11 protein-coding genes are annotated in these 11,393 nt (G+C 70.7%); 3 read left to right on the top strand and 8 right to left on the bottom strand.

Annotated elements, in window-relative coordinates:
* Window positions 1–257: 257 nt before the first annotated feature.
* The 5 genes from ACFE64_RS13465 to ACFE64_RS13445 all read right to left on the bottom strand — a co-directional run bounded on the left by ACFE64_RS13465 (window position 258) and on the right by ACFE64_RS13445 (window position 6,235).
* Window positions 258–2,888: a putative bifunctional diguanylate cyclase/phosphodiesterase gene (locus ACFE64_RS13465; protein WP_375392974.1), complete on the bottom strand. Its 2,631-nt coding sequence runs from the start codon at window positions 2,886–2,888 to the stop codon at window positions 258–260.
* 329 nt (window positions 2,889–3,217) lie between these two features.
* On the bottom strand, window positions 3,218–3,724 hold the full coding sequence (locus ACFE64_RS13460) for a CAP domain-containing protein (RefSeq protein ID WP_375392973.1): 507 nt from the start codon (window positions 3,722–3,724) through the stop codon (window positions 3,218–3,220).
* Window positions 3,725–3,808: 84 nt separating this feature from the next.
* Window positions 3,809–4,414: a L,D-transpeptidase family protein gene (locus ACFE64_RS13455; RefSeq protein ID WP_375392972.1), complete on the bottom strand. Its 606-nt coding sequence runs from the start codon at window positions 4,412–4,414 to the stop codon at window positions 3,809–3,811.
* 3 nt (window positions 4,415–4,417) lie between these two features.
* A complete protein-coding gene (locus ACFE64_RS13450) occupies window positions 4,418–5,032 on the bottom strand; it encodes a PEPxxWA-CTERM sorting domain-containing protein (protein ID WP_375392971.1) in 615 nt (204 codons plus the stop codon).
* A 672-nt stretch (window positions 5,033–5,704) separates the two neighbouring features.
* Window positions 5,705–6,235 carry a hypothetical protein gene (locus ACFE64_RS13445; RefSeq protein WP_375392970.1) on the bottom strand — a complete coding sequence of 177 codons (531 nt, stop codon included), beginning with the start codon at window positions 6,233–6,235 and terminating at the stop codon, window positions 5,705–5,707.
* A 97-nt stretch (window positions 6,236–6,332) separates the two neighbouring features.
* On the opposite strand from ACFE64_RS13445, the gene ACFE64_RS13440 reads away from it, so the two are divergent.
* The 3 genes from ACFE64_RS13440 (at window position 6,333) to ACFE64_RS13430 (ending at window position 8,419) form a co-directional block, all read left to right on the top strand.
* Window positions 6,333–6,692: a PRC-barrel domain-containing protein gene (locus ACFE64_RS13440; RefSeq protein WP_375392969.1), complete on the top strand. Its 360-nt coding sequence runs from the start codon at window positions 6,333–6,335 to the stop codon at window positions 6,690–6,692.
* Window positions 6,693–6,775: 83 nt separating this feature from the next.
* A complete protein-coding gene (locus ACFE64_RS13435) occupies window positions 6,776–7,867 on the top strand; it encodes a hypothetical protein (RefSeq protein WP_375392968.1) in 1,092 nt (363 codons plus the stop codon).
* Between the two features lie 12 nt (window positions 7,868–7,879).
* The gene (locus tag ACFE64_RS13430; RefSeq protein ID WP_375392967.1) at window positions 7,880–8,419 is read left to right on the top strand and encodes a hypothetical protein; all 540 of its coding nucleotides are present in this window, start codon (window positions 7,880–7,882) and stop codon (window positions 8,417–8,419) included.
* Between the two features lie 36 nt (window positions 8,420–8,455).
* Here the strand turns inward: ACFE64_RS13430 and ACFE64_RS13425 are convergent, their stop codons facing one another.
* The 3 genes from ACFE64_RS13425 to uvrB form a co-directional block, all read right to left on the bottom strand.
* Window positions 8,456–8,773: a HigA family addiction module antitoxin gene (locus ACFE64_RS13425; protein ID WP_375392975.1), complete on the bottom strand. Its 318-nt coding sequence runs from the start codon at window positions 8,771–8,773 to the stop codon at window positions 8,456–8,458.
* A gap of 30 nt (window positions 8,774–8,803) precedes the next feature.
* Window positions 8,804–9,028, bottom strand: a complete 225-nt coding sequence (locus tag ACFE64_RS13420; RefSeq protein WP_375392966.1) for a type II toxin-antitoxin system RelE/ParE family toxin — start codon at window positions 9,026–9,028, stop codon at window positions 8,804–8,806.
* An 85-nt stretch (window positions 9,029–9,113) separates the two neighbouring features.
* The gene (uvrB, locus tag ACFE64_RS13415; protein ID WP_375392965.1) at window positions 9,114–11,303 is read right to left on the bottom strand and encodes an excinuclease ABC subunit UvrB; all 2,190 of its coding nucleotides are present in this window, start codon (window positions 11,301–11,303) and stop codon (window positions 9,114–9,116) included.
* Between the last annotated feature and the right edge of the window lie 90 nt (window positions 11,304–11,393).

The following is an 11,393-nucleotide window of genomic DNA, read 5'->3' as shown; positions in this document are numbered from 1 at the left end:
GGGCAGCGCGCGCCAGGCGTCCGCGAACGCGGACGGGTCGAGGTCGGGGCGGCCTTGCGCGGCGAGACGGGGGGCCGCATCGCGGGCGATGCTGCTCCGCCAGTCGACGACCGTGCCGAAGACGTCGAAGGCGAGGGCGGCGGGGAGGGCGGGCATGGCCGCGTCATAGGGGCGGGGACCGCAGGTGCAATCGCAGCGGGGCAGCTGAGACGGTCGACGGGCCTGCTCGTGCTCGCGCATGAGCGGCCGCGCGCACCCTAACCCGTCAGCCGCCGCATGCCCCGGGCGTGCGCCTGTTGCAGACGCTCCAGGTTGAAGTGCTCGGCGAACTCGATGCCGGTCTTGCCGTCGCGCGACCAGCGGATGCGGGCGGCGAACATCTGGTCTTCGAGCAGCTCGATCAGCAGGCCCAGCCCCTCGGCCTCGCCCTCGACCTTCAGTCCGTCGATCATCGCGCCGGTCGCCGAGATGTTGCGGATGCGCACGTCGTCCTGCGCATCGCCGATCGCCACCCGCGCCGAGCGGAGCATCGCGTTGCGCGGCGACCGGCTGGAGCGGTAGCCGCTGCCGATCGCCTCGCCTTCGCCGTCCGCCAGCTGGCGCGCGACCTCGTCGGCGCGGGCCGACTTGCCATAGAAGAAGCCCTGGACGTGGCTGCAGCCGAGCCGGCGGGCGAGCTCCATCTCGTCCTCCAGCTCGACGCCTTCGGCCGTCGTGTCCATGCCCAGCGTCTCGGCGAGCGTGACGATCGCCTTGATGATGGCGGCGTTGCGATTGCCGGGCTGCGCCGCGCCCTTCACGAAGCTCTGGTCGATCTTGATCTTGTCGAACGGGGCCGAGCGCAGATAGCCGAGGCTGGAATAGCCGGTGCCGAAATCGTCGAGCGCCAGGCGGATGCCGAGCGCCTTGAGCCGGCGGAACATCGCGTCGGTGGACGCATCCTCGTCCAGGAACACGCTCTCGGTGATCTCCAGCTCCAGCCGCTCGGGCGGCAGGCCGGCATGGCCGAGCGCGCTGGCGACGAGCGCCGGCAGCTGCGCGTCGGCGAACTGCATGGGCGAGACGTTGACCGCGACGCGCACGGGGAGCGGCCAGCCCGCCGCCTCCATGCAGGCGGTGCGCAATACCCACTCGCCGATCGCGCCGATCAGGCCGCTGTCTTCCGCCACCGGGATGAACTCGGCCGGCGACACGATGCCGCGGGTCGGGTGGTCCCAGCGGACCAGCGCCTCATAGCCGACGACGCGCTGGTCGGCGGTGGACACCACGGGCTGATAGGCGATGTGGAACGCGCCGGTCGCGATCGCGTGGCGAAGATCGTCCTCCAGCAACTTGCGGCTTTGCGCGCCGACCAGCATTTCGGGCGCGAAAAAGCGGTGGACGCCGCGTCCGTCGCCCTTGGCGGCATAGAGCGCCAGGTCCGCGTTGCGGATCAGCGTCTCCGCGTCGTCGCCCGGCGACAGCGCCTGCGCGATCCCGATCGAGCCGCCGATGGAGATCGAAGCACCGCTGATGAAATAAGGCTGCGATATCGCCTTGATGAGGTCGCGCGCCAGGATCGCCAGCGCCTCGCGGCCGTCCATGCCGGGCAGCAGCACCTGGAACTCGTCACCGCCGATCCGCCCGACCAGGCCCGCGTCGCCGACGCCGCGGATCAGCCGCTGCGCCACCTGCTTGAGCAGCGCGTCGCCCGCCTGATGGCCGAGCGTGTCGTTGACGGCCTTGAAGCGGTCGAGGTCGAGCAGGAACAACGCGGCCGGCCGAAACGCGCCGGCGGGCTGAGCCAGCGTCTTGTCCAGCGACAGGCGCATGCGCTGGCGATTGGCGAGGCCGGTCAGCCCGTCGAACATCGCGAGCCGCGTGATCTCGGCATCCGACCGACGTTTTTCGGTCAGGTCGACGCCCGAGCCGATGAAGCCGGCGAAGCGGCCGTCGCTGTCGAGGAGCGGTCGGCCGGAGATCGACCACCAGCGCTCCTGCGGACCTTCCGTTGCAGCGCAGACGGCGTAGTCAATGAACGAGGTGCGCGATGAAAGATGGAAGGCGAGGGTGCGCTCGGTCGCCGCCGCCCCGTCCATCTTGAAGGTGTCGGTCAGCATCCGCCCGAAGGGCTCGAGGCCCGCGCGCGTCAGCTCGGCGGCGACAGCCGCGGACACATAGGTGAGGCGGCCGTAGCGATCTGCCTCCCAGAACCAGCCGGCGCCCTGGCCTTCGAATTCGGCGATCATCTTGGCGGCGAGCCGCCCCTCGCTCGCCTCCGCGGCCTGCTTCAGCACGGCGTGAAGGTCGTGCCGCGCCAACCGGCGCGCGCAGGCGCCGAGACACCCGAGGAACAGGGCGGAGATGGCGATGGCGATCCCGAAGCCCGCCAGCAGGACGAGCGCCAGCACCAGCCCTGCGCCGAAGCCGAGCGTCGCGGCGCGCACCGGCTGCAAGGCCACCGCGGTGACGCCGATCGCGCCGGCGGCGGCGACGAACGCGCCCAGCTGCTGCGGCCCCAGCGGCATGCGCGCCGCCGCCCAGAGCAGCATCAACAGCCCGATCGCGACCGCGCCGGCGAGCCCGGTCAGCGCGCGATTGAGGCGGTGGATCGGCCATCGCCGCGTCAGCGGCAGCGCCAGCAAGGCCCACACCAGCCCACCCAGCGCGGTGACGAGGCCCACGCCCGCATAGGCGAGCGCGCTCGGCCGATCGTGATTGAAGAGCGGCAGCCCGACCAGCACCGCCGCGCCGGACACCTGCGCGGCCATGGCGATCGGCCACACCGCGCGCACCTGCCCGAGCTGCAGCGCGCCGGCGTCGGCGACCGCGCCGCGTTCGTCCTCGGCGAGCCCGAGCAGCACGGCGGCGCGCGACGGGTCGTCGGCGGTGAGACGTGGAAAGGCCATCCGTCGCGCCGTTACCGTCGGAATGGTTTCCGAACTCGCCTGCTATCGTGGTTATCGCAACCTTAACGGCCGCGGGAGGGCCGTACCGGCTTCATGCCGGACGATGCTGCAGAGCCGCAGACGGGGATGGCGGCCCGGTGCTGAACTTCTATGAAGCCGTGGGCGGGGTCAGCCAGACCAGCCTTCCCGATCGTGCTCAACGGCGTTCCGGACCCGGCGACCTCGGGCATGAGATCCTCGGGTTGGGATCGCTCGGCCTCTGGTCGCGTGGCGGGCGGGGCGCCGCCGGACGGCAGGATCGGGCCGCTGCGTAAGCAGCCGGCGCGCGATCAGAACGGCCGCTCGCCCACCCAGTTGCCGGCGGCGCTGTAGCGGCAGACCAGCACGTCTTCACGTGCGCCGGCGGCAACCGCACAGCCCACCGCGCGGGTCTGTCGCCAGATCATCTGCGTGTAATGGCCGACGTCCGCCTCGCGCCCCGTGATGCTGGTGTCCGGGAACACGCCCGGCCGGAACCACCGCTTCTCGCGCGCCCAGCCGTCGACCATCTCGTCGACGGTGTAGCGCCCGCGCGTGCCCGCCCACAGGTTCTCGCCCTGCGGGTCGCCCGCGCCGTCGGGCGCGTGCGCGAAGGCGCCGGTCGCGGCCAGGTGGTCCGCCCAGCCCTGTGCCGAGCGCGCCAGCCCGGCGTCCCAGGCAAGCGGCCCGACGCCGAGTGCCACCCGCTCGCGATTGTGGTCGGCGAGGATGCGCGTGCCGAAATCCGGCCCCGGCGGCGCCGCTCCGATCAACGCCAGGGCAAGCACGGGCAGCGCGGCTGGGATCGGGTGTGGCATGGCGGCGTCCTCCTCGTCGGGAGGTCCGCTCGCAGAGGAAGGTTGGAGTGAAGTATCCGGGCGTGGTTAGGTCGTCGTCAACCGTCAGGCGGTCGTGCCGGGCCCGAAGATCGCGACCGGATCGCGCCGCTGCACATGTTCGAACAACAGGCGCGCGAAGTCGATCGGCACGCCGATGCAGCCATGGGTGGCGACGCCCGCGCGCACGTCGCTGGCGTGGATGGCGACGCCGTCGCGGGTCAGCCGCAACATGTAGGGCATCTCGGCATCATATTGTGCGGACCGGTGCTCGCGCGCCTTCTCCAGCACGGGAAACACGCCGATCGGCGTGTCGCGACCGTCCGCACCGTACAGGATCACCGCGGTGCCGATCTCATGGCCGGCGCGGAACACCGACAGCAGCTGGTGCGCGAGGTCGACGCGGACCCAGGTCGGCCCGGGGGGCACGCCATGCTCGTCCCAGGCATATTGGCCGAACCGCAGCCGGCCGGGCACGTTCAGCAGGCTGAACACCTCGCGCCGCTCACCATCGGGCAGGATGAAGACCGGGCGGTGGCCGGCCGCATAGGCGATGCGGGTGGGCGGCCGCTCCGACGGGATCGGCGCTGCGGGGACTGCGCGCCAGGGCACTGCGAGCGTCAGTCCGCCCGCGCCCGCCGCCAGCACCGCGGTCAGCAGCAGGCCGCGCACCGCTCAGGGCCGGCGCGGGACCGCGCGCGGGGCGGGGCGACGGCGCAGGGCGATGCCGGCGACCGCCATGCCGAGCAGCAGGGTCGCCCAGGTCGCAGGCTCGGGCACCGAGGCGGTCAGCGGCGGTGTGGTCACGACCGGCGTAGAGGTGTCTCCCCCGCCGCCGCTGCCACTCCCGCCACCACCGCCGCCACCACCGAATGCGCCGCCGGTGAAGCCGCCGACACCGCCGCCGCCGCCCCCGACGGGCGCGGCGAAAGCGATCGGCGTGACGGGCGTGACGGCTTCCGGCCCGATTTCCCCGAACGGAATGGCGTCGCCGGGCACATAGTCGGCCGGCACGACCCCGCCGGGATGCTGGCGTACGCGCGGCAGCACGTGTTCGGATCGGGGGCCAGGGGTCGCCAGGCGGCGCTGCTTGCTTTGGGTCAGCGCGCCCGCGGGTCGCACGCCTGGCGAGCGTCCCGCCATTACCGCCATCGGATCGGCGATGGCGGCGATCACGGCACCGACGCCGGCCGGACCGGTGGCGGTGAGCGCCACCGGCGCGAGCAGCAGAACGGCGGTAGGCCCCGCCACCTGCCGCCAGGCGTTACCGCCGATGCGGGCGAACCCCATAGCCTGACCCCTTTGTCTTCATGTGCCTTATGGCTCCTATACCGGTGTGGAACGTGGCGGGCCGATTGAAGTTGCATGAACGAAACGGTTGGGGTGTACGACATGTCCGCTTGCGGGACAGGCGCACGCCCTGCGGGCGGGTCAAACCGAGCGGAATCCCGCTCTGATGGCGCGTCAGACCGGATCGGCGTTCGTTGTGGAACAATCGTCCCAGCTTCATCCGCAACGGCCGATGGAGGGACGCGCGGGATGAACCGGCGTGTCGCCGCTTCGAGCGGCAAATCCTTGAGGCAGTTGACGATGGCGGCAAGCGCGACGCCTTAGCGGGGCGCGGCTTCTCGGCTTGGGCCGACAAGGCCGGCAATATCTGCGCGTCGGGGGTAGGCCACGCTATTCTCGCGCGCGCCCGATATGAAAAGAGGTTGCCGGGCGCTCCTCCCGGATGCGCCCGACAACCCCCTGACATGGTCAGCGGCCGGAGAGTTCCAGCCCGGGAAACCATGCGAACCGCTGGTTAGCGGTGCGTCCCCCGAACGAACTGAACCGACCCCATTGCTGAACCATGAGACATCGGATCACCTCCTTTCGCTTTGTTGATAGCCACACGCCCGTCTCCGGACGCGAGCGATATGTGAGTCGAAGCGGCGGCGATTGCAAGCGTTTCTTGGGGGCTCAGCGACAGTCTTCGATCACCCGGCCGACCTCCGCCCAGCTCGGCAGGACCAGCGGCGCCTCGCCCGCGCGCTCGATCGCGAAGCGGCCGCGGCTGAACGCCATCGCGTCGAGCAGCGGGTCGGCGGCGGCCAGCCCGGCCTCGTGCGTGACGGGCGGCCACGCATCCATGTGCCCCACCGCCTGCGTCGACAGCGTGCGCGTCGCGGTGGAGGTGCGCACCGTCATCGCCGGCGCGCCCGGGCCGCCGGCGGCGACCAGCGTGACGCGGTGCTGGGCGGGATCGCACACCAGGCGCGCCATCACCGCGGTCGCGCTCCCGAATGTCGCCTCGCTGCCGCCGTCACCGCGCCGGGCATAGCGCCAGTCGCCGGGGGTCACCGGCCAGTCGCGCCAGTCGGCTGCGAGCGGCGGCGGCGAGGCGGCGATGATCGGCGGTAGCGGTGCGGGCGCCCGCGACGCGACCGGGCGCGGAGTCGGCGCGCAGGACGCGGCGAACGGCAGGATGGCGAGGGCGAGCCGGCGGCGCATCGCCGGCGCTTAGGCGGGCGGGCGGCGCGGCTCAACCGTGCTGCCAGGGGAACCGCGCCGGGCGGGCGCGGTTGGGGGATGACAGGAGAGCCCGCCCATGACCGATCCCATCACGCCGCTGGTCCGCGCCGTCGCCGCCGCGGAGCCCCGCGTCGAGAACCGCGACGGCGCCGCCGTCGGCACGCTCCAGGCCTATCTGGTGGACAAGCGCAGCGGTCAGGCCGATTTCGCGGTGCTGAGCCTGGGGGGCTTTCTGGGCATGGGCCGCAGCTTCTACCCCGTGCCGTTCGGCTTGCTCGACTATGACGCGGTCCGCGACGTCTACGTCGTCGCGCTCGACCGCAAGCAGCTGGAGGGCGGCCCCAGCTGGGCCAACACCCCGCCGGCCTTCGACGCCGGCTATGTCGCGCGCGTCGCCAGCTATTACGGCCTCGCGAAGGGCTCCACCGCCGGCTGAGCGCGGCGTCCGCGCGTGCTGGCGGGAATGCCGCCGCTGGTGTAATCCCGTGCCGTTGCGTCGCTGCAGCCACGGGAGGTGCCATGCGCCGGTGGTTCGTGATCGTCCTGCGCCCGGTCTCCTGGCCGGCGATGCTCTTGCTCCTTGCCGGCCTAGTAGCGCGGGGAGAGCCGGCGCGAGCGCAGGCGGCGACGACCTCCTGTGCCGCCAAATTGCTCTTCACGGAGGTGCGGGCGGGCCGCATGCCTCCGGCGCAGGGCTGTTCGGCGCTGCTGGTCGGGCGCGCCTTCGCCGAGTTCCACCGCCCGCTCGCGCTCGATCGCAACGACGGCGCGGCGGCGGTGAGCGTCAGTCCCTATCCCGCCGCCGCCGTCGCGCCGGACGCGCCGGTGACCGGCCAGCGCCCCGCGCCGGGCGCGCCGCTGCCGGCGGACGGCTCGGCGCTGATCCTGACCGGAACGCCGCCCGTCCCGCCGACGCCCACGCCGACGGCGGACGCGATCGTGACTCAGCCGACGCCGACGCCCGAGCCGACGAAAGCGCTGTCCGGGCCTGCCCCGGTCGTTTCGCTGACGCTCGGCAATTATCAGGCGAGCGCGGGCGAGCCCCTTGTGGTGCCGCTCGCGGTGCAGGGCCAGTTCCTCCGTCCGATCACCGTCCGCTATGCCATCGACGACCCGGCCGGCTGCGCCCAGCCCGCGCGCGAACGCCTGCTCCGGATCGACCCGGACATGCCGTCGCCCTCGATCACCTATGACCCGTGCGACGATGGAACGGGGGCGGATCGCACGATCACCGTGCGGTTGGATGGGTTCGATCCGCATGACCGGGCGTCGCTCGGCAATCCGGCGGTGTCGGCCGAGGTAACCGCCGATGACGGGATCGAGCCGGTTCCCGCCTGGCGCCGGATCGGCGCGGCGCTGCTGCTCGTCCCGGCCTGGCTCTGGTGGCTGGCGGGCGCGGCGGCCGCGGCGCTGATGGCGCGACGCTGGTGGCGCCGGCCGTCCCCGCCGAATCCGATCGGGCGCCACGTCGCGCCACCCGTCATCACGGCGGTCTGCCGGATCGAGGCGGGCGCGCTGCCGGCCGTGGATCAGCGGGAAGCGGGCGGCCCCGGCGTGACGGTGCGCGTCACCGTCGGCGTCGGCGCGCCCGCCTTGGTCGGCGACGGGTGAGGAGGAGGGACGATGGACACCGTGTCGCTGCGCATCGACGCCGCCGAGCAGGCGGCCGCGCTCGCCCGCGCGCTCGATGAAGGGACGGCCGCCGCCTGCCGCGACGCGGGTCTGCTCGCCCGCGCGCAGGAGCCGCTGGTGCGCGCGGCGATCTGGGACGCGATACGCCGCAAGGTCGATTTCGACCTGTTCGACTGGCTCGCCGAGGGCTGGACGGCGCGCGCGGCGCTCCGCAAGCTGAAGGACGAGCCCGGCCCGGTGCATCACGGCCTGGGCGGGCACGCCATCACCGGCGTGCTGCACCCGGTGGTGACGCTGACGATCGGAACGGCGGAGTTCACGCTGCGCTTCACCGTCACGCTGATCGCCGATTTCGACGCGGTGATGCTGACGCTGGCGGGGGGGCGGATCACCGACTTCGTCGCCGGCGCGTGCGATGTGTCGGTGCAGGCGGGCTATGGCGCGACGCCGCTCGGCGCGCCGTCGAAGATCGCGTCGTTCACCTCGCCCTTCCGCCACGCGCTCACGCCGCCCGGGCTGGCGATCCCCTGAGCGGGAATCCGCGTGCGTGCGTCCACGCGGTCGCGCTCAGGCGGCCCGGGGCACGATGCGGTCGAGTTCGCCGGACAGTGCGCGCCTCGCCTCCAGCAGTTCATAGCTGTCCTGCAGCCGAAGGAAGAATCCTTCCGACATGCGGAAATATCGCGCCAAGCGGAGGTCCAGCTCGCCGTCCACGCGCCGGCGGCCTTGCACCACCGAGTCGATCCGGTCGGACGGCAACCGCACCGCGCGCGCCACGTCTTCTGCCGACAAGCCAAGCGGCTCCATGAACTCGCGCCACAACAGCTCGCCGGCATGCGCATTGTGAAGCAGATCGGGGTCAGTGATCGTCGGTAATCTCGACATGCTCGGCACCTCCGTCGCGCCACACAAAGCTTATACGCCATTGCGTGTTGATGGAATGCTGTGCTCACCGGCGCGATCGTCTTTCAGCGCGTGCAGGCGGTTGCTGGGTGGATGGCGTAGATCGTCCAGCGTCTCCGCGGCGTCGAGGATCCTGAGCTTGTCGAGGGCGCGGGTCTGGATGTCAGGCGGTAATTTGCGGCTGCGCTCGCCGGACCAGATGCGGAGCGTTTCGCTGCTCGCGAAAGACAGGATCATCGTCCATTCCTTTCGCCGATCGTCTAACTCTCCGCGTCCCTCCGCGCTACCGCATGATGGTATTTACGCCTGGCGAAACAACACGCTACCGCCGCCCGCCTATCCGCGTCCGGCTTTCCTTGCCGAACCGGCCCTTGCGGGTGCCCGGCTTGCCTTCGTTGCTGCGGCCCATCAGCGGCGCCTTCTGCTCGTGGACGGGGAGGCCCAGCTCCTCGCCCTCCAGCTGCCGGATCTCGTCGCGCAGACGGCCCGCCTCTTCGAACTCCAGATCGGCGGCGGCCTTGCGCATCTTCTTTTCGAGGTCCTCGATATAGGCGCGCAGATTGTGGCCGACCATGTGCGGCCGCGCGTCATCGATCTCGATCGTCACCTGGTCCTTGGAGGCGACGTGCGCGATGATGTCGCCGATGTGGCGGCGGATCGTCGCGGGCGTGATGCCGTGCTCCAGATTATACTGTTCCTGCTTCTCGCGGCGGCGGCCGGTCTCGTTCATCGCGCGCTCCATCGAGCCGGTGATCCGGTCGGCATAAAGGATCACGCGTCCGTCGACGTTGCGCGCGGCGCGGCCGATGGTCTGGATCAGCGACGTCTCCGAGCGCAGGAAGCCCTCCTTGTCCGCGTCCAGGATCGCGACCAGCCCGCATTCGGGGATGTCGAGCCCTTCGCGCAGCAGGTTGATGCCGATCAGGACGTCGTAGACCCCGAGGCGCAGGTCGCGGATCAGCTCGATGCGCTCCAGCGTCTCGACGTCGGAATGCATGTAGCGGACCTTGATCCCCGCCTCGTGCATGAACTCCGTCAGGTCCTCGGCCATGCGCTTGGTGAGGGTGGTCACGAGCGTACGATAGCCGCGCGCGGTCGTCTTGCCGCACTCGACGATCAGGTCCTGCACCTGATCCTCGACCGGCTTGATCTCGACCGGCGGGTCGATCAGCCCGGTGGGGCGGATCACCTGCTCGGCGAAGACGCCGCCGGTCTGCTCCATCTCCCAATGACCCGGCGTCGCCGAGACGCTGACGGTCTGCGGGCGCATCGCGTCCCATTCGTTGAAGCGCAGCGGCCGGTTGTCGATGCACGACGGCAGCCGGAAGCCATATTCGGCGAGCGTGATCTTCCGCCGATGGTCACCGCGCGCCATGCCATTGACCTGTGGGACCGTCACATGGCTCTCGTCGACGAACAGCAGCGCGTTCTCGGGCAGATACTCGAACAGCGTCGGCGGCGGCTCGCCGGGCAGGCGGCCGGTAAGAAAGCGGCTGTAATTCTCGATGCCGTTGCAGCTGCCGGTCGCGGCGATCATCTCCAGGTCGAAGTTCGTGCGCTGCTCCAGCCGCTGGTGTTCGAGCAGCTTGCCCTCGGCTTCCAGCTCCTTCAGCCGCTCCGCCAGCTCGTGCTTGATCGCCTCGACCGCCTGCTTCATCGTCGGGCCGGGCGTGACGTAATGGCTGTTGGCATAGATGCGCACGCTGTTGAGCGACGCGATTTTCCTGCCGGTCAGCGGATCGAACTCGACGATCTCCTCGATGTCGTCGCCGAAGAAGGACACGCGCCACGCCGCGTCCTCATAGTGCGACGGGAAGACCTCCAGCGTGTCGCCCTTCACCCGGAAATTGCCGCGCGCGAAGGCGGCGTCGTTGCGCTTGTATTGCAGTGCGACGAGCTTGCGGACGATCTCGCGCTGGTCGACCGACTGGCCCTTCTTCAGGTCGAAGATCATCGCCGAATAGGTCTCGACCGAGCCGATGCCGTAGAGGCACGATACCGAGGCGACGATGATGACGTCGTCGCGCTCCAGCAGCGAGCGCGTCGCGGAGTGCCGCATCCGGTCGATCGACTCGTTCACCGAGCTTTCCTTCTCGATGTACGTGTCGGATCGGGGGACGTAAGCCTCGGGCTGGTAGTAATCGTAATAGCTGACGAAATACTCGACGGCATTGTCGGGAAAGAACGACTTGAACTCGCCGTAGAGCTGCGCCGCCAGGATCTTGTTCGGCGCCAGCACCAGCGCCGGCCGCTGCAGCGCTTCGATCACCTTGGCCATGGTGAAGGTCTTGCCGGAGCCGGTGACGCCGAGCAGCACCTGATCCTTCTCGCCCGCGAGCGCGGCCTCCACCAGCTCGGCGATCGCGGTCGGCTGGTCGCCGGCGGGCTGATATTCGCTGACGAGCTGGAAGCGCTTGCCGCCCTCCACCTTCTCGGGACGCTGGGGGCGGTGGGGGACGAAGGCGGGGCCGGTTTCCGGCTCGGCGAGGCTGGTGCGGATTTGAATCGGCATGGGATCGCGATATGGTGCCCGCAACAGGGGCGCGCAATCGAGGCTCGCCCGGACGAGAGGAAGCCCCATGAAGCGTGCGCTGATCCTGCT

This window comes from uncultured Sphingomonas sp., assembly GCF_964250165.1.
In the GTDB taxonomy this organism is placed as follows: domain Bacteria; phylum Pseudomonadota; class Alphaproteobacteria; order Sphingomonadales; family Sphingomonadaceae; genus Sphingomonas.
This window is presented reverse-complemented; position numbering and strand designations above follow the sequence as displayed.

Bases quoted from the DNA above. Each gene is read 5' to 3' on its own strand.
- ACFE64_RS13465 (WP_375392974.1), bottom strand. From the start codon at position 2,888: ATGGCCTTTCCACGTCTCACCGCCGACGACCCGTCGCGCGCCGCCGTG.
- ACFE64_RS13460 (WP_375392973.1), bottom strand. From the start codon at position 3,724: ATGCCACACCCGATCCCAGCCGCGCTGCCCGTGCTTGCCCTGGCGTTG.
- ACFE64_RS13450 (WP_375392971.1), bottom strand. From the start codon at position 5,032: ATGGGGTTCGCCCGCATCGGCGGTAACGCCTGGCGGCAGGTGGCGGGG.
- ACFE64_RS13445 (WP_375392970.1), bottom strand. From the start codon at position 6,235: ATGCGCCGCCGGCTCGCCCTCGCCATCCTGCCGTTCGCCGCGTCCTGC.
- ACFE64_RS13440 (WP_375392969.1), top strand. From the start codon at position 6,333: ATGACCGATCCCATCACGCCGCTGGTCCGCGCCGTCGCCGCCGCGGAG.
- ACFE64_RS13435 (WP_375392968.1), top strand. From the start codon at position 6,776: ATGCGCCGGTGGTTCGTGATCGTCCTGCGCCCGGTCTCCTGGCCGGCG.
- ACFE64_RS13430 (WP_375392967.1), top strand. From the start codon at position 7,880: ATGGACACCGTGTCGCTGCGCATCGACGCCGCCGAGCAGGCGGCCGCG.
- ACFE64_RS13425 (WP_375392975.1), bottom strand. From the start codon at position 8,773: ATGTCGAGATTACCGACGATCACTGACCCCGATCTGCTTCACAATGCG.
- ACFE64_RS13420 (WP_375392966.1), bottom strand. From the start codon at position 9,028: ATGATCCTGTCTTTCGCGAGCAGCGAAACGCTCCGCATCTGGTCCGGC.
- uvrB (WP_375392965.1), bottom strand. From the start codon at position 11,303: ATGCCGATTCAAATCCGCACCAGCCTCGCCGAGCCGGAAACCGGCCCC.